This is a genomic window from Gramella sp. KN1008, from assembly GCF_004332155.1.
In the GTDB taxonomy this organism is placed as follows: Bacteria; Bacteroidota; Bacteroidia; order Flavobacteriales; family Flavobacteriaceae; genus Christiangramia.
Window position 1 is genome coordinate 16,237 of the sequence record NZ_SJDV01000005.1, and the last position, 18,222, is coordinate 34,458.

Annotated in this window: 13 protein-coding genes and 1 tRNA gene; 13 read left to right on the plus strand and 1 reads right to left on the minus strand. The window is 40.4% G+C overall.

All coding sequences use genetic code 11. The annotated features are described in order from the left end of the window. Positions 1-2,351, plus strand: a 2,351-nt coding sequence (locus tag EZJ28_RS10320) for a T9SS type A sorting domain-containing protein (protein WP_207388457.1), incomplete at its 5' end; no start/stop codon positions are given. Positions 2,352-2,419: 68 nt separating this feature from the next. Here EZJ28_RS10320 and EZJ28_RS10325 read toward each other — a convergent pair. Further along, positions 2,420-3,562 (minus strand): acyl-CoA dehydrogenase, encoded by a 1,143-nt coding sequence (locus EZJ28_RS10325; RefSeq protein WP_131397567.1) that lies wholly within the window; start codon positions 3,560-3,562, stop codon positions 2,420-2,422. Positions 3,563-3,663: 101 nt separating this feature from the next. Here EZJ28_RS10325 and EZJ28_RS10330 point away from each other — a divergent pair, with 101 nt between their 5' ends. The 12 genes from EZJ28_RS10330 (at position 3,664) to EZJ28_RS10385 (ending at position 18,222) form a co-directional block, all read left to right on the plus strand. Next, positions 3,664-4,719 (plus strand): anhydro-N-acetylmuramic acid kinase, encoded by a 1,056-nt coding sequence (locus EZJ28_RS10330; RefSeq protein WP_347562591.1) that lies wholly within the window; start codon positions 3,664-3,666, stop codon positions 4,717-4,719. 65 nt (positions 4,720-4,784) lie between these two features. Further along, positions 4,785-6,011, plus strand: a complete 1,227-nt coding sequence (locus EZJ28_RS10335) for a Glu/Leu/Phe/Val dehydrogenase dimerization domain-containing protein (protein ID WP_131397571.1) — start codon at positions 4,785-4,787, stop codon at positions 6,009-6,011. A gap of 114 nt (positions 6,012-6,125) precedes the next feature. Further along, complete coding sequence (locus EZJ28_RS10340) at positions 6,126-6,827, plus strand: MotA/TolQ/ExbB proton channel family protein (RefSeq protein ID WP_131397573.1); 702 nt, start codon at positions 6,126-6,128, stop codon at positions 6,825-6,827. 1 nt (position 6,828) lies between these two features. Beyond that, a complete protein-coding gene (locus EZJ28_RS10345; RefSeq protein ID WP_131397575.1) occupies positions 6,829-7,221 on the plus strand; it encodes a biopolymer transporter ExbD in 393 nt (130 codons plus the stop codon). A gap of 1 nt (position 7,222) precedes the next feature. Then, a complete protein-coding gene (locus EZJ28_RS10350) occupies positions 7,223-8,047 on the plus strand; it encodes an energy transducer TonB (RefSeq protein ID WP_131397577.1) in 825 nt (274 codons plus the stop codon). Then, positions 8,048-9,268: a folylpolyglutamate synthase/dihydrofolate synthase family protein gene (locus EZJ28_RS10355; RefSeq protein ID WP_242670103.1), complete on the plus strand. Its 1,221-nt coding sequence runs from the start codon at positions 8,048-8,050 to the stop codon at positions 9,266-9,268. Positions 9,269-9,445: 177 nt separating this feature from the next. After that, positions 9,446-10,270, plus strand: coding sequence for a hypothetical protein (locus tag EZJ28_RS10360; protein WP_131397579.1), 825 nt, complete (start codon positions 9,446-9,448; stop codon positions 10,268-10,270). 242 nt (positions 10,271-10,512) lie between these two features. Continuing rightward, positions 10,513-10,587 (plus strand) — tRNA-Val (locus EZJ28_RS10365). Between the two features lie 229 nt (positions 10,588-10,816). Further along, positions 10,817-12,952 (plus strand): thioredoxin domain-containing protein, encoded by a 2,136-nt coding sequence (locus tag EZJ28_RS10370; RefSeq protein WP_131397581.1) that lies wholly within the window; start codon positions 10,817-10,819, stop codon positions 12,950-12,952. A 303-nt stretch (positions 12,953-13,255) separates the two neighbouring features. After that, positions 13,256-13,873, plus strand: coding sequence for a DUF1080 domain-containing protein (locus EZJ28_RS10375; RefSeq protein ID WP_131397583.1), 618 nt, complete (start codon positions 13,256-13,258; stop codon positions 13,871-13,873). Positions 13,874-13,902: 29 nt separating this feature from the next. Then, the gene (locus EZJ28_RS10380; RefSeq protein WP_131397585.1) at positions 13,903-14,754 is read left to right on the plus strand and encodes an ROK family protein; all 852 of its coding nucleotides are present in this window, start codon (positions 13,903-13,905) and stop codon (positions 14,752-14,754) included. Between the two features lie 270 nt (positions 14,755-15,024). Further along, positions 15,025-18,222 (plus strand): TonB-dependent receptor, encoded by a 3,198-nt coding sequence (locus EZJ28_RS10385; protein ID WP_242670105.1) that lies wholly within the window; start codon positions 15,025-15,027, stop codon positions 18,220-18,222.

Sequence of the window (18,222 nt, forward strand, 5' to 3'; positions counted from 1 at the left end):
AGTCTGATGACACGAGTGTAGCGACCATTAATAATGATGGTGTTGCTACAGGTGTTAAAGCAGGCACGGCTACGATCACTTATACAGATGCCAATGGATGTTCTGGTACGGCTACAATTACGGTTAATGCGAATCCTGTAGTGGCAAATAAATCGGTATGTGTGGGCTCGACGGTAGACTTTGGTCCGAGTGGAACATACCAGTCTGATGACACAAGTGTAGCGACCATTAATAATGATGGTGTTGCTACAGGTGTTAAAGCAGGCACGGCTACGATCACTTATACAGATGCCAATGGATGTTCTGGTACGGCTACAATTACAGTTAATGCGAATCCTGTAGTGGCAAATAAATCGGTATGTGTGGGCTCGACGGTAGACTTTGGTCCGAGTGGAACATACCAGTCTGATGACACAAGTGTAGCGACCATTAATAATGATGGTGTTGCTACAGGTGTTAAAGCAGGCACGGCTACGATCACTTATACAGATGCCAATGGATGTTCTGGTACGGCTACAATTACAGTTAATGCGAATCCTGTAGTGGCAAATAAATCGGTATGTGTGGGCTCGACGGTAGACTTTGGTCCGAGTGGAACATACCAGTCTGATGACACAAGTGTAGCGACCATTAATAATGATGGTGTTGCTACAGGTGTTAAAGCAGGCACGGCTACGATCACTTATACAGATGCCAATGGATGTTCTGGTACGGCTACAATTACGGTTAATGCGAATCCTGTAGTGGCAAATAAATCGGTATGTGTGGGCTCGACGGTAGACTTTGGTCCGAGTGGAACATACCAGTCTGATGACACAAGTGTAGCGACCATTAATAATGATGGTGTTGCTACAGGTGTTAAAGCAGGCACGGCTACGATCACTTATACAGATGCCAATGGATGTTCTGGTACGGCTACGATTACGGTAATTCCTTTACCAGTAGCACCACAAATCCAAACCCAGTTAGCTGATTGTATTGGAGGAGACGGTTCTGCGGCTTTTTCGTATGACGATCCTGAGATCACTCAGTTTTATTATAGGTATAAAGATGCAAACGACGCTGGGGCAGTATTTACAAGTTGGACACTATATACCGGAGTTGTTTCACTTCAACCTGGTTCCTATACTTTTGAAGTAAAATATACTGAAGATGGTTGTATAAGCGATGAATTTACTGTTAATATAACAAAACCTCAGGACACAGTGGTTACCCTCACTCCAAGTGTAACGCAGCCAGATTGTGCAACATTCCTGGGTACTATTGAGATTACTAATGCAGCTGCATTAGGTGATTTGAATTATACTGTGTATAACGAGGAAGTACCTCTTGCAAGTTATGATGATGTAAAATATCCTTCAGGCGGTTTTACTGGTTTGGAAGCTGGAGTTTACTTGATTACCGCAGTTAGTGATAATGGCTGTGAATTTGGTAGTGTGGAAGTTACACTGTTAGAACCACAATGTGTTGAATGCGGAACTGCTTTTGGTAAGGATGATGATGGAGCAGCCACCTGCTTTGAGGATGTCCCTAATGCTGAAACACTCATCCCAAATGAGAATAGATGGGGTTGGACTAATTATTATTCTTTTGGAGGTGGATCGGGTCAGGATGTTAATACTCTTGAGCTTTATCAAGGAGCTGCTCATTGTGAAGGTGGAACCTTTGTAGGAACCGTTACCTTGACTAGAGATGGAAACACCCTTAGTGCCAAGTTTGAGGCTGCCGGAAATTATTATTTCAGTACCATTCATCTTTATGTAGGTGGAGAACCATTTATGTATAAGGAAAAAGGTAAGAATTACGAATTCACTGTAGCACCTGGGCAGTATAATGAAAATCCACCAAGTCTCCCTTCAGAATATGTTACTGAATATACAATAAGCGATATTATTCTAACCGGAGATTACTATGTGATTGCTCATGTAGATGCCTGTACAAGTGAATTCCCGAATATCAATGAAGACAATATCAGTAGTGCAATAACTGGGTTCTATGAACCAAACAAGAGATTTGCAACTATGTTGCCAGCTATTGATGATGATAGCTCTAGTAAAATTTCTATTAGTAGTACCTCTTTGACTGAATCTTCAGACCCATTATTCAGTATTGCACCTGTGCCATTCAGCAATGAGTTGAATATTGGATATCTGTTCGATTATACTTCAGATGTGAACATTCAGGTCTTTGATATGAACGGACGCTTGTTGAGGACCTATTTTGATACGGCCGTTAACTCAGAGTCATTGTCTACATTTAGCGTTGACTTTAAAACAAGGTCGGGTCAGGTCTATATTGTTAGGATGACCACAGATCGTGAGATCTTTACTTCGAAGATTATTGCAGAATAATTATTAACCAACCAAAAAAGGAAGAGCAGCCAGTTGGCTGCTCTTTTTGCTTTATATTTTCCCGGAAGCTAGTCCTTAAGTATACTTCTGGAAATCACGATCTTCTGAATTTCAGAGGTTCCTTCATAGATCTGGGTGATCTTGGCATCCCGCATCAGTCTTTCCACATGATACTCCTTAACATAGCCGTTTCCTCCGTGAACCTGTACCGCTTCAATGGTCACATCCATTGCGGTTTGCGAAGCGTGAAGCTTGGCCATGGCACCTGATAGGTCGTAGTTCTGTCCCTGGTCCTTATCCCAGGCTGCTTTCATAACAAGGTGACGTGCTGCCTCGATTTGTGTATGCATATCTGCCAGTTTAAAGGCGATCGCCTGGTGATTGCAGATCTCAGTTCCAAACGCTTTTCTTTGTTTAGAGTAAGTTTTAGCAAGTTCATAAGCACCTGAAGCGATTCCCAATGCCTGGGCAGCGATCCCGATTCTTCCACCAGAAAGGGTCTTCATCGCGAATTTGAATCCGAATCCGTCTTCTCCTATTCTGTTCTCTTTAGGTACCTTTACATCGTTGAAATTCAGGGAGTGTGTGTCACTTCCTCTGATCCCGAGTTTTTGTTCTTTAGGACCTACTTCAAAACCTTCCCAACCTTTTTCTACAATAAAGGCGTTGATACCCTTGTGTTTTTTCTCTTTATCGGTCTGGGCGATCACAAGATAGAAATCTGCTGAACTTCCATTGGTGATCCAGTTCTTGGTTCCATTTAGCACATAATGATCTCCCTTGTCTATCGCCGTGGTGCGTTGAGAAGTGGCATCACTTCCTGCTTCGGGTTCAGAAAGGCAGAAGGCTCCAAGTTTTTCACCGGTAGTAAGTTTGGCAAGATATTTTTTCTTTTGCTCTTCAGTTCCAAATGTGTCAAGTCCCCAGCAAACCAGGGAGTTGTTTACAGATACCATAACTGAAGCTGAAGCGTCTATCTTAGAGAGCTCTTCCATTGCCAGTACGTAAGAAACGGTATCCATTCCACCACCACCGTATTCCGGCGATGCCATCATTCCAAGAAAACCAAGATCTCCCATTTTCTTTATAAGTTCCTTTGGAAATTCCTGTTTTTCATCTCTTTCGATTACTCCCGGTAATAATTCGGTCTTTGCGAAGTCCCGGGCCGCATCGCGTATCATTATATGTTCTTCGGTAAGTGTGAAATCCATCTGAAAAGAAATTTGTAAAAAATTAATTTTTGGATGCCAAAGATAGCTTTTTGATACCTATTTTTCAATTGATATTGTTTATTTTTACGAATATGAAAAAAATGAATTACAGAGTTATCGGTGTAATGTCTGGTACCTCTCTTGACGGAATTGATCTTGTTTTGACAGAGATCGATTTTCAAAATGATACCGATTTCAGGATAATAGTCGCGGAAAGCTTTCCGTATTCCCGTGAATGGCAGAAAAAACTGGAGGGTTCTATTGATCTGAACCCCGAAGACCTTAATAAACTTGATAATGAATACACGGTTTACCTGGCAGAGGTCATTCGGCGCTTTATTCAGAAATATGACATAGACCTTATAGACGCTGTTTGCAGCCATGGTCATACCGTAAAACACCGCCCGGATCTGGGTGTGACATTCCAAATAGGGAATCTGCCTAAAATTGCAAGCCTTATTAATGCTCCGGTAGTATGTGACTTCCGTGTTCAGGATGTGGAACTTGGTGGCCAGGGTGCACCACTGGTGCCAATAGGGGACAGGCTGTTATTTAATGAATATAAGTATTGCATTAATCTTGGAGGATTTGCCAACGTTTCTCTCGAGGATGGTTCTGAGAGAATTGCCTATGATATCTGTCCTGTGAATACCGTGCTCAACTATTTCATGAGGAAACTGGACAAGGATTATGATGAAGATGGAAAACTTGCCAGGACCGGAGAAGTAGATGAAGAGCTATTGAAGACTCTGGATTCACTCGGCTTTTATAAAAAGAAGCCGCCAAAATCGCTTGGGATCGAGTGGGTGAATAGTGAGATCATTCCACTTATAGAAAAAAGGGATCTGGAAATCCCCAATATCCTAAAGACGTATTCCGTTCATGTTGCCAGGCAGATAGCCATGTGTCTTGATAACGACCCCCAATCAAAGGTTTTACTCACTGGTGGCGGAACCTTTAATACTTTTCTGATTGAAGAGGTCAGGTCCCGATCAAAGTGTGACTTTATTGTACCTGAAAGACAGTTAATAGATTTCAAGGAAGCCCTGATCTTCGCGCTACTGGGAGTCCTTAAATTAAGAGGGGAAATAAATGTCCTGCATTCGGTTACGGGGGCACGAATGGATCATTCTTCCGGACGTATCTATGAGCCCTGAAAATTTTATCAAATTCGGAATATAGCCTCCTTTGTTTTTTATATTTGCTTCAAAATTTTCCAAAAATGAAAGAATTACTCAAATTATACGAGAATAAAGACCCTGAAATTGTATTCAACTGGAAAGATTCTGAGACAGAAGCTGAAGGCTGGACAGTGATAAATTCTCTTCGTGGCGGAGCTGCGGGAGGAGGAACCAGAATGAGGCAGGGACTGGATATGAATGAGGTACTTTCCCTGGCTAAGACCATGGAGGTTAAATTTACCGTTTCTGGCCCTCCTATTGGCGGTGCTAAGTCAGGTATTAATTTTGATCCGGCCGATCCCCGTAAAAAAGGAGTTCTGGAGCGTTGGTACAAAGCCGTTTCTCCACTACTGAAAAGTTATTATGGAACAGGAGGAGACCTTAATGTAGATGAGATAAACGAAGTGATCCCGATTACTGAAGATTGTGGGGTATGGCATCCACAGGAAGGCGTATTCAACGGACATTTCAGGCCTACAGAAGCCGATAAGATCAACAGGATCGGTCAGCTTAGACAGGGAGTTATCAAGGTTCTTGAGAATACTAATTTTTCACCTGATATCACCCGTAAATATACTGTTGCCGATATGATCACCGGTTATGGCGTTGCCGAGGCGGTTCATCATTATTACAGGATCTATGGAGGTGAGATAGAAGGAAAGAGAGCTATCGTGCAGGGCTTTGGGAATGTTGGTTCTTCAGCTGCCTATTATCTCGCACAAATGGGAGTGAAGATCGTGGGTATCATTGATCACGATGGCGGACTCATAAACGAAGAAGGCTTCAGTTTTGACGAAATAAAGGAAATGTTCCTGAATAAGAAAGGAAATACCCTTAGTCATAAGGATATTATTCCTTTTGAAGATATCAATGAGAAAGTATGGAAGCTTGATGCGGAGATCTTTGCACCCTGTGCTGCCTCCCGCCTTATTTCCAAAGACCAGATCACAAGTCTTATAGACCGTAAACTTGAAGTGATTTCCTGTGGGGCAAATGTTCCGTTTGCCGATAAGGAAATATTCTTTGGACCTATCATGGAATATACCGATGAACGTGTAAGCCTGATCCCGGATTTTATTTCGAACTGCGGGATGGCGAGGGTGTTTGCATACTTTATGGAAAGAAGGGTTCAGATGACCGATGAAGCTATCTTCAATGATACGTCCATGACAATTAAAAACGCTATTCAGAATACTTTTGATAATAACAGCAGTAAAACGAACATCAGTAAAACTGCTTTTGAAGTTGCTCTAAAACAACTTGTTTAAAAGTTTGTGTAAACATTCTTGAAATATTGCCATGAGCGTCCTGCTGATTATTTAAATTTGGTTTACAATTAAAATCACATTAGCACGTTACATTAAAAAACCTATTTAAAACATATGCTTAACTTTTTTCAGCAGGACGAGGTGGCTGATGCTGCTCAGGCAGCAGAGCCGGTCGTAGAGGAAAAGACACTGTCATTATTCGAACTCATGTTCAGCGGTGGTCTTGGAGGTCAGATCATTATTATTATCCTTTTTGTTTTATTATTTGCCGCGGTCTATATCTATTTTGAAAGGCTTTTTGCTATTAAGGCAGCCGGGAAGATAGATAAGAACTTTATGCTTCAGATCAAGGATAGCGTGCTTAATGGCAATATAGAATCGGCCAAAATAAGATGTGCGCAAAGTGATTCACCGGTGGCAAGGCTTACCGAAAAAGGAATATCCCGTATAGGAAGTCCTCTGGAAGATATCAATACCGCCATAGAGAATGCCGGCCGACTTGAGGTCTATAAACTCGAAAAGAATGTTAGTATTCTTGCGACTATTGCAGGTGCAGCACCTATGATTGGTTTCCTTGGAACTGTAATTGGTATGGTGCTTGCATTCCATGAACTGGCTACAAGCAGTGGTCAGGCGCAGATGGGAGCCCTTGCTGAAGGTATTTATACTGCAATGACTACTACCGTTGCCGGTTTGATAGTAGGTATTATAGCCTACATCGGGTACAACCACCTGGTGGTGAAAACCGATAAAATGGTTCATCAAATGGAAGCAACCGCAGTTGACTTCCTGGACCTTCTAAACGAACCTGCTTAATATGAATTTAAGAGGAAGAAATAAAATAAGTCCGGAGTTTAGCATGAGCTCGATGACAGATGTGGTATTCCTGCTGCTCATCTTTTTTATGTTAACCTCACCGGTGATCACTCCGGAGGCTTTGGATCTTATACTTCCAAAAGCAAAGGGAAAGACTACTACCAAGCAAACCCTTTCGGTAAGTATTACCAAGGATCTTCAATTTTATATTAATAGTGAAAGAGTAAGTAACAGCGCTTTGGAAAGTACCCTGAAAAGCCGTTTGGCAGGAGAGGAAAATCCGACTATTATATTGAGGGCTGAAGAAGGTGTGCCAATTGAGAAGGCTGTTAATGTAATGGATATTGCCAATAGAAATAAATACAAGATCGTACTGGCAGTAAAACCTGAGTAATATGTCGATGCTGGAAACAAAACATGAGAAGAAATCCTTTACTATCACGGTGGTACTACATGTGATACTGATACTTCTTTTGATATTTTTCGGCCTTACATATCTTGATCCACCGCCAGAGAGCGGGATTGCGATCAATTTTGGGACTTCTGAAGTAGGTTCGGGAAATGAGCAACCCAAAGAACCTGTGAAATCTGCGCCTAAACAGAGTACCGCTCAGCCTGTGAAGTCTGAGCCGGTGATAGAAAAAGAGGTGGTTACACAGGAAATTGAGGAAGCCCCGGTAATTGAAAAGAAGAAGAAGGAGCCCACTCCGGTAGAAACGAAGCAACCAGAACCTCCAAAGGAAGAACCCAAACCTGTAAAAAAACCAGAACCAAAACCGGATAAATCTACCAATGATGCTTTAAGCAGTATACTTAACGGACCGGAAAAATCAGGAACCGCTACCGGAGGTGAAGGGAATGATAATGTAGCAGGGGATAAGGGAAGCCCTGATGGCGATCCAAATGCAAGTTCATATTATGGACAGGGAGCTGGCCTTGATGGTGATGGTAATTACCGTCTTGGCGGGAGAAAAGCCCTGAATAAGGAAAAATTTGTTCAGGATTGTAATGAATCGGGAATTGTGGTTGTTCGTATTGAAGTGAACAGAGAAGGAAGGGTTATAAATGCTACTCCGGGGGTGAAAGGAACTACAAACAATGCCGCATGTCTTACAGATCCTGCCAGGAGAGCCGCTATGGCGACAAGATTTAATAGTGACTCTAATGCTCCTTCCAGACAGGTTGGAACGATCATTTACAATTTCAAACTTACCGAATAAGTGAAATCTTATAAAGAAACTGTTGACTGGATGTTTCAGCAGTTGCCCATGTTTCAGCGCATTGGTAAAGATGCTTTTAAAAAAGATCTTTCCAATACCCTTAAGCTGGCAGAGCATCTTGAGCATCCTGAAAAGAAATTCAGAGCCATACATGTCGCCGGGACCAACGGGAAGGGCTCTGTAAGCCATATGCTCGCTTCTATCTTTCAGGCAGCGGGATATAAAACAGGTCTTTATACTTCTCCACATTTAAAAGATTTCAGAGAAAGAATCCGGATTAACGGAGTGGTCATTCCGCAAGAACAGGTAATCTCCTTTATTGAGGAGAATCAGACCTTTCTGGGATATAACCGATTAAGCTTTTTTGAAATGACCGTTGGTATGGCCTTCGATTATTTTGCAAGGGAAGAGGTAGATATAGCTATTATTGAAGTAGGGATGGGAGGGAGACTTGATTCTACGAATATAATAAGACCTGAACTTTCAGTGATCACTAATATTGGGCTGGATCATACAGCTTACCTGGGAGATAATCTTGCGCAGATCGCCGGTGAAAAGGCCGGAATAATTAAAGAAGGGGTGCCCGTAGTGATTGGAGAAAAACAAAAGGAGACTACTCCTGTTTTTGAAGAAACCGCCAGAAGTATGAAAGCGGAACTTTTTTTCGCTCAGGATTATAAATTTCCTAAATATCATATCGATCTCAAAGGAGAGTACCAGAAGAAGAATTTAAGGACTGTTCTTACCTGTGTTAAGCTGCTTGGTGAAAATGGTTGGAATGTTCCTGAAGAAGCTGTAATAAATGGTCTGAACAATGTTAAGCTCCATACAGGGCTGCAGGGCCGATGGGATGTAATAAGGGAAAAGCCAAAAGTCATCTGTGATACCGCCCATAATACCGAGGGGCTTAAACTTGTTATGAAACAACTTAAAAAAGAGGAATTTCAGCATTTACATATTGTTTTAGGAGTAGTAAACGACAAAGACCTGACCACGATACTTCCTCTTTTTCCTAAAGATGCCTATTTCTATTTTGCAAAACCTGAAGTGCCCAGAGGTCTTGACGCCCAAATATTGCAGGAAGAGGCGGCGAAATTCGGTCTTGAGGGCAGGATTTATTCTACGGTGAGTGACGCTTTTTTAGCCGCTGAGGAGGAGGCTCTGGATGAGGATCTTATCTTTATTGGTGGCAGTAATTTTACTGTTGCTGAGGTTTTGTGAGCGAAAAAAGCTCTACTTATTTCCTAGATTAAAAAATTCACTTATCTTTATAAAGCTCTGAAAACGAGATTCTTTCAGTTGCCTCCCCTTTCTTTTGATTTTACCCCTTGCTATTCCCCAACATTATGAGTCAGCTATTTTGGCTATGATTTTTCATTAACTAAAAAACCAACTAAAATGAAAACAATTGCAAAACTTTTAGTCTTCAGCTTTATTATTTCTCTGTTCGGAGTAGTAAATGCTCAGGAAGAAAATCAACAATCACAGGAAGAGGCCTATGAGCCTGTTTATATTACCATGACTACCAATCATTGGAGTGGTGATCCTGATACCGATTTTTCAGATTGGCTGGAAACGGAAAAGAAGTATTTTGAAAATATAACAATGAAAAATGATCTCATCCTTAACTCCGGGGTCTATACTCATTATTTTACGGCAGATAATTCTGAAATAGTTCTGGTTAATGTATATAGAACCTGGGCCGATATAGAAAAAGCTGGTGAGATTAACCAGAAGTTAATCGAAGAAGCCTGGCCTAATGAGGAAGAAAGACGGGCATTTTTTGATAAACAGAGCAGTTATTATGCACCGCATCATAATGATGAGATATACCAGTCTGTTCAATATATGATTCCTACCGCAGAGGCTTCTACAGAACCCAGGATATACTATGTAAGAACCAGTGAGCTTGCTATGAATGGAGAGGGCTCTCCAGAAAATTTCAAGCAATATTTTGAAAAAGTAACCAAGAAAAGCAAGAAATTAAAAGGTTACTACACTCATAGACATTTATGGGGTTCTAATAGCAGGGAATTTGCGGAAGTATTCGTTTTTGATAAACTGGGTGAAATTGAAGAATTTTTCGAGGAACAGGATGAATTGTTATCAGCGTCATGGAAAGACGAGAACGAAAGGAACACTTTCATGGAAGGTATGAATAAATTATTTACGGGCTGGCATGCAGATTATGTATATCGCAATGTGCCGGAACTAATGAAATAACTAAATGGTTTAGGAGGCAGTCTGGAGGACTTTTAAAAGATCAGGTGACACATGTATGAACTTTCATATTTGTCTCAATGTTAAATTTGTTTTAGCCAAAAGATAATTTAATATGATTTTCAGTCGTTTAGATTGCCTCTTTTTTATGGTGTTTTTTAAGGGGAGAAAATAAATTTATTTTTTTCTGGAATTGTTTTGTGTAATTGAAAATGTAGTCTATATTTGCATCCGCAATCACGCAAGGGCGCGTAGCTCAGTTGGTTCAGAGCACTTGGTTTACACCCAAGGGGTCAGGGGTTCGAATCCCTTCGCGCCCACATAATTTTGAAAAAAGGCTTCCAGAAATGGAAGCCTTTTTTTTGTTTTTCATTTCTGGTTTAGCGAAAGATTCCCTCCATATTATGCTGGTCGTTTTCGGTAGTTTTTTACATAGTTTATAAACCGGTCAGCCTATGAATGTTTTTCTTTTTCCAGGTCTTATATCTTTTGAGAAATTGTTTTCTTAAAACTGTATATTGTAGCTCAAATTAGGAGTAAATCTATCATATGTTTTTAAGAGGGGCATTTCTTTTTCTCATGGGTGTTTTTTTGATTTCATGTAATTCAGAGGAGAAGTCTGAATCTTCAGAAGGATTTAAAAACCGTCTTTCTAAAGCAAGTAATCCATATTTAAAGGGGCATGCTGATAATCCGGTTGACTGGTATGAGTGGGGTGAGGAGGCTTTGAGGCGCGCCAGAGAAGAAAATAAACCAATAGTGGTAAGCGTTGGTTATTCGGCCTGTCATTGGTGTCATGTGATGGAAGAGGAGAGCTTTATGGATACTGCGGTGGCTGCTGTTATGAATAAGAATTTTATTTCCATAAAGGTGGACCGTGAGGAAAGACCTGATATTGATAAAATTTATATGGATGCAGCCCAGTTGTTAAATGGAAGCGGGGGCTGGCCTTTAAATGTTATAGCCTTGCCAGATGGAAGGCCTTTTTTTGCCGGAACCTATTTCCCGAAAGACCAGTGGATAAAATTGTTGAAGCAGGTAGCTCAAACCTATAATGAAGATAAAGAAGAACTGGTGAGAACGGCCGATGCTTTAGCTAAAGGAATACGTGAAGGTAATTCGCTTGACAGTCTTCAAAGCGACAGTTCAGAATTAAGCTCGAAGGAAAATTATTTAAACCTGATCCAGCCCTGGAAAGAGGAATTTGACACCTATAGAGGAGGGTATAAATCTGAACAGAAATTCCCTCTTCCTGTCTCCTGGGATGCTCTTCTTCAGTATTACTATTTAACAGGGGATCAGGAAGTCCTGGAATTTGTGGAAGCTACCCTGGGGAATATGGGCGAAGGCGGGATTTATGATCATTTGGGAGGTGGATTTGCACGATATACCACAGATTCAAAATGGTTAGTTCCTCATTTCGAAAAAATGCTTTACGATAATGCTCAATTAATAAGTTTGTATGCCCGGGCGTACAAGCTTACAGGGAAAAAGGAATATGCGAGTATTATAAGAGAAAGCCTGGATTTTGTGGAGAGAGAGCTTTCAAATGGAGAAGGAGGTTATTACTCTTCTATTAACGCCGATAGCGACGGGGAAGAGGGTGAATATTATGTGTGGACAACTCAGGAAATAAACGATGTTTTAAGCTCAAAGGAAGCCGATCTGATTCTGGATTACTATAATATTGAATCTTACGGTAACTGGGAGAATGGAAAGAATATTCTCTATCGCAATTACGATTTAAAGGAGTATGCAGATGAAAGGGCTCTGGATCTATCTGAGCTAAACAATATATTGTCCCGGGCAAAACAAAAACTCTTTACCTATCGTAATAATAGAAAAAGACCGAGTACGGATAATAAGATAATTACCTCCTGGAATGCCCTTATGATACAGGCATATATTGATGCTTTTACTGCCTTGAAAGATGAGCGTTATCTAAAAAGAGCAGAAAATACCGCGGGTTTTTTAATTAGTAATCTAGGCGATCCTGAACATGGTCTTAAGAGGAGCTATATGGACGGTGAAAAGGGTAAAGCGGCCTTTTTGGATGATTATAGTTATTTAGGAAACGCTTTGATTAACCTTTATCAAATTAATTTTGATAAAAAATGGCTTACTACTGCTAAAAATATTACAGATTATGCCATTACCCATTTTGAGGATGATAGTTCAGGGATGTTTTTCTACACCTCAGATAATGCAGATCAATTAATCACAAGGCAATTTGAAATAGACGACAATGTATTACCCTCATCTAATTCGGTAATGGCTTTAAACCTGTTTTTGCTCGGTGAATTGACCATGGATAAGAAATACTCTGAAAGGAGTGAAAGAATGCTTACAAAAGTTTTGAATCGGGTTAAGAAACAGCCTTCGCATTATGCTAACTGGACCAAATTATGGGGATATAAGGCATATGGTATTTATGAAGTAGCTATTTTGGGGGAGAAGGCGATTGAAAAAAATATCTTACTTCAAAGCGAATATTTCCCTACCGCTTTATTTATGGGAGGAACAGCAGAAAATCTTCCGTTGCTTGAAGGTAAGCTGGTTCCTGGCTCCACACTTATATATGTGTGTCAGAATAAAACCTGTAAGTATCCTGTAGAGGAGGTCTTGGAAGCTAAAAACATGTTGAATTCCAATCAGCAATCCTTTTCCGGCTTTACGAACTGGTAACTTTTCGCAGTCGGTATTGGGAGTTTACTTTTCAGTCTTTAATCTCCTCCGAATTATGTCTTCTTAAATATTTTTACGCAAGTATTGTTTTTAATCTAAAAAAATAGATAAAATTTTGTACATTAGGCAAAATTATTATCTTGTAAATGAAAAATTGTCCTCTACTTTAAAAAAAACAGGACTGGCCGGTGTATATTCTACAGGAGGTTTACAAGGTGGTGCCGCGACCATTTTTCTGGCGGTTATATAGGGTAATCATGGTGTGGATACAAGGATAAGAAAAAAATTAATTCACTGTAAATAATGAGAATATTAATTAGATTTTTTGTTTTGATGGGAGTTTTCCTTCAGTTAGGATGTAACGCTGGAAAAGAATTATTTAACGAGAACAATCTCGATGGGTGGGAGATATATGGGACCGAAAAGTGGTATGTTGAAGATGGTTTGTTGGTAGGGGAAAGCGGTCCTGATGAAGAATATGGATATCTGGCGACAGAGGATAGTTTTAAGAATTTTGAAATAGAGCTGGAGTTCCTGCAAAAAGCAAATGGTAACAGTGGTGTCTTTTTTCGTTCAGATATTGAAGGCACAAAAATTACGGGGTGGCAGGTAGAAGTGGCTCCTCCCGGTCATGACACTGGAGGGATTTATGAATCCTATGGTCGTGGCTGGTTAAAAAAGCCCGAATCTTCCAAAGATGATGTCTTGAAATTTGGAGAATGGAACAGGTTGAAGATAAGAGTAGTGGAAGATGTCGTTACAACCTGGTTAAATGGAGTGGAGATGGTAGAGTTGCAGGATGAAAAGATTGGAGATGCCAATGGAAAGATCGCCCTTCAAATTCATTCAGGCGGAGGAATTAAAGTCTACTGGCGAAACATCGTGATAAAGGAAATTTCTAACGATTCTTATTCAAAGTGAAGTAATAAGGCTTCTATCGGTTATCATTTATGAAAAAAACTATAATAGGTATGGATATAGGGGCCACCAAGATCCATATTGGTGCTATACAGGGTGGCCGGGTAATGCGTGATTTGGAAATACCAACTTCCGCTAATGCGCCGGAAGATCAGATTATAAAAGAAATAATAGAGGCTGTTGAAACTTTAGCCGGAGATGATTTTAAGGCAATCGGAATTGGAGTTCCGGGGCTGGTAGATGTGAAGAAAGGGATTGTGTATGATTTATGGAATATTCCATCCTGGAAAGAGGTTTTCTTAAAAGATCACCTGGAAGATCATTTTGGGAAACCGGTAAAAATTGTAAATGATGCAAATTCCTTTTCGCTTGGTGAAAATAAATATGGCAAGGGGAGGGAGTATGATAATTTTGTTGGTGTTTCTTTAGGTACGGGTTATGGTACCGGGATTATTATAAATAATGAACTTTATTCCGGTGTACTTTCGGGAGCAGGTGAATTAGCTAATATTCCTTATCTGGATAAGACCATTGAAGATTACTGTAGTAGTAAATTCTTTAAATCCCATTACCAGGAAGAGGGTCGTCAATTGTTTCTCAAAGCCCAGCAGGACGATCCTGAAGCCCTAAAGGCATTCAATGAATTTGGAGCGCATCTTGGGGAGAGCCTTAAGATGATCCTTTATATTCTGGCTCCGGAAGCTATTATACTGGGTGGCTCTATAAGTAAAGCTTATGTATTTTTTGAGGCTGCTCTTATGGAGAGCCTGGATACTTTTCCTTTTAAGAGGGTTTTGGAAAATATTAAAATACTTCCCTCCGAAATGCCTCATGTTTCTCTGTTAGGTCCTGCAGCTTTATTTGATGAAAATACTGAAGAGTAGCCTCTTTCTTAATAAAAAAAAAGATGTGATAGGGCGTCTTTATTGGGAAGAGGATGATTTGCTTTTTGGATAGACTGAACCGGAAATTATCGGGAAGTCCCAGCTATTTGTTAACGTGAGCTGTGAATAAGTAAAATATTAATTATTAATGATTTGTAAATATTTTTTGTATTATTGGATTTTTTATAACAAAAAATTTCAATCATCACTACTTTTTTAAGTCTTTTTAAGATTTATATATATTTAAGCTAAACTAAAACTAAATTAATTATGGATGTAAAAATTACTACTACTCGTGTAGGTTTCTCTCCGGGTTATGTGAAAAATATGCTCTTATATTTTTCCATGGCCTTCATGCTTTTTGCAGTTGGAAGTGGTCAGTCTGTGTATGCTGCTACAGATGGAAAGATTTATGCACAAGAAACGATTTCAGGGATGGTGACCGATGAAAATGGTGTGCCTCTGCCAGGAGTAAATGTATTTGTAAAAGGAACTACGGTTGGGACACAAACCGACTTTGATGGAAATTATAGTCTTGAAGCACCTGTGGGTGAAACGCTTGTCTTTAGTTATGTAGGATACAAAACTCAGGAAATAGTAGTGGGAGATCAGCAGGTGATTGATATTACCCTTCAGGAGGATGCCAGCCAGCTTGACGAAATTGTAGTAATGGGTTATACCCAGCAGACTCGTGGAGATGTAACTGGATCTGTTGCCTCTGTTGACGTTGAGGAAGCTACCAAGGCTCCTATAGTGAATGCTGCAGAAGCACTCCAGGGTAGGGTGACCGGTGTAACAGTTCAAAATGATGGAACTCCGGGTGCATCACCAATAGTGAGAATCCGTGGATTTGGAACCAGCAATAATAATAACCCGCTTTATATAATAGATGGTGTTCAAACTGATGATCCTTCTATTCTGAATAGTATAAATTCTAATGATATCGCCCAGATGAACGTTCTGAAGGATGGAGCTGCGGCTATTTATGGTGCAAGAGCATCAAACGGTGTTGTTATCATTACTACTAAAGGTGGTGGTTATAGCATGGCCGGACCACGTATCTCTTTGGACGGATATGTAGGCTTCGCTCGAGCTGCCAACCTGCCAGATCTTTTAAATCCCCAGCAACATGGAGAAATGATTTTCCAGAGTTGGCGAAATGATGGTGCTGTTCTTGATCATCCACAATATGGACAAGGGCCGGACCCAGTAGTGCCGGATATGATTAGAGGTGTGCCGGTAGATGTTACTGTCCCTCAAGGCGGTACTAACTGGCTTGACGAGATATTCCGTAATGGATTGACCTACAACACTTCTTTAAGTATGGAGAATGGGAATGAACATGGTAAATACCTATTATCTGTAAACTATCTTGACAGGGAAGGTATCCAGTTGGAGACCGGATATAAGAGGGCTACCACCAGGTTAAACTCAGAATTTAAAATAGGAGATAAGCTAAGAGTTGGAGAGCATCTTAATGTTTCTTTTAGTAATACCCGTGCCAATAACCAGATCAATTTTGCCTTAAGAGCTTCCCCGCTGTTACCGGTACGTGATGATAATGGTAATTATACCGGGGCTTATAATGCGGCTGCAGGATTAAGTAATCCTGAAAACCCGGTGGCCATTCTGGAGAGGGCTTCAGATAATTACAGCAAATCTCTTCGTTTATTCGGGGATGTCTACGCATCTCTTGAAGTATTTGATCATTTCAATATCAAAACTTCGATTGGTGCCGATATCAATACTTATGACGGGAGGTTCTTTCTTCCTAAGAACCCTGAACATTCGGAACCTCGTACTACAAACACCCTTACCGAACAGGATGCAACTAATTATGAATGGATCTGGACTAACACCGTAAATTATAATGATAATTTTGGAGAACACAGCATTAACGCAGTTGCCGGTATGGAGGCTCTTTCTCAAAGAGGAAAAGGAAAAGGAATAAACAGGAACGATTATTTATTCGAAACTCCAGACTTTTATCTACTAAGCAATGGGTCCGGAACACCGGTTGTTGATTATGCTTACGATGGCACTTCCACATTATATTCACTTTTTGGTACGGCCAATTATAATTTTGCTGGTAAATATTATTTGTCCGCAACGGTTAGAAGGGATGAATCTTCAAGATTTCGTGGAGATAACAAGAGTGATATATTTCCGTCATTTAGTGCAGGATGGGTGATAAGTAATGAAGATTTTTATCCTACAGACGCACTTGTGAACAGGCTAAAACTAAAGGCTTCCTGGGGGGAGTTAGGTAACCAGACCCTGCCCGCAGAGAACCCGACAATTAATATTTCGAGTTTGAGTGAGCAGTATGGTAATTATCCTTTTAATGGTAGTGGTACGCCTACCACAGGGGCTATTCTTACCCAGGTGGCGAATCCAAATCTGAAATGGGAGACCAGTGTAACCAAAAACATCGGTTTGAATGTCGGGATGTTTGATGACAGGCTGGATGCCAGTATAGAAGTATATGAAATCACTACCAAAGACCTTATTACAAGGGACAATAGTTTAATTAGTACTACGGCTATTGATGCCCAGGCGCCTCTTGTGAATTTGGGATCCATCCAAAATACGGGTGTAGATTTCAGTCTTGGTTATCAGAGTGAAGCTACTTCCGATTTTCAATATGGTATCAATCTCAATATATCACATTATAAGAATGAGGTTACCGATCTTATCAGTGAATTTCAAACCGGTAATACAGGTTTCAGAGGTGGAGCCATAACCAGGACTTCTGTAGGTCAGCCATTATCTTATTTTTACGGGAGAAAGGTTATCGGGATCTTTGCTTCAGAGGCTGAGGTTTCTGCAGCGGCAGATCAGGGCTTTGCCACGCCGGCTGAAGGTGTAGGCCGATTCCAGTATGCCGATGTAAATAATGACGGAGTGATTAACGATAATGATAGAACTGAAATTGGATCTCCTCATCCCGATTTCACCTATGGTTTGAATCTTACAGCTGAGTATAAAGGTTTTGATATGTCTGCCTTCTTCTCAGGTTCACAGGGGAATGATATTTATAATTATCAAAAAGTGTTTACAGATTTTCCACTTTTCTTTAATGCAAACAGAAGTACGAGAGTCTTAGATTCCTTTACACCGGATAATCCGGATGCTGCGTTACCGGCTCTAAGTGCAACCATTCGTAATAATGAAACCAACCCTAACTCTTATTTTGTAGAAGATGGTTCTTATTTAAGATTAAAGAACCTTCAGATAGGTTATAATTTTGCTGATAATATAATAGATAAATTAAGAGTTCAGGATTTGCGTATTTATGTTCAGGGAACTAACTTGTTCACTATTACCGGTTATGATGGCCTTGATCCTGAGATAGGTTCCTTTGATAGCCTTACCTTAGGAGTGGATGGTAATGTTGCTGGTGGCGGTCTTTTAACTGTCTATCCAGTATCACAGTTATATACATTAGGTGTTAATATTAAACTATAG

Coding starts and splice junctions, on each gene's coding strand:
- EZJ28_RS10340 (WP_131397573.1), top strand. CDS start 6,126: ATGCTTAACTTTTTTCAGCAGGACGAGGTGGCTGATGCTGCTCAGGCA.
- EZJ28_RS10330 (WP_347562591.1), top strand. CDS start 3,664: ATGAATTACAGAGTTATCGGTGTAATGTCTGGTACCTCTCTTGACGGA.
- EZJ28_RS10375 (WP_131397583.1), top strand. CDS start 13,256: ATGAGAATATTAATTAGATTTTTTGTTTTGATGGGAGTTTTCCTTCAG.
- EZJ28_RS10335 (WP_131397571.1), top strand. CDS start 4,785: ATGAAAGAATTACTCAAATTATACGAGAATAAAGACCCTGAAATTGTA.
- EZJ28_RS10360 (WP_131397579.1), top strand. CDS start 9,446: ATGAAAACAATTGCAAAACTTTTAGTCTTCAGCTTTATTATTTCTCTG.
- EZJ28_RS10325 (WP_131397567.1), bottom strand. CDS start 3,562: ATGGATTTCACACTTACCGAAGAACATATAATGATACGCGATGCGGCC.
- EZJ28_RS10350 (WP_131397577.1), top strand. CDS start 7,223: ATGTCGATGCTGGAAACAAAACATGAGAAGAAATCCTTTACTATCACG.
- EZJ28_RS10380 (WP_131397585.1), top strand. CDS start 13,903: ATGAAAAAAACTATAATAGGTATGGATATAGGGGCCACCAAGATCCAT.
- EZJ28_RS10370 (WP_131397581.1), top strand. CDS start 10,817: ATGTTTTTAAGAGGGGCATTTCTTTTTCTCATGGGTGTTTTTTTGATT.
- EZJ28_RS10385 (WP_242670105.1), top strand. CDS start 15,025: ATGGATGTAAAAATTACTACTACTCGTGTAGGTTTCTCTCCGGGTTAT.
- EZJ28_RS10345 (WP_131397575.1), top strand. CDS start 6,829: ATGAATTTAAGAGGAAGAAATAAAATAAGTCCGGAGTTTAGCATGAGC.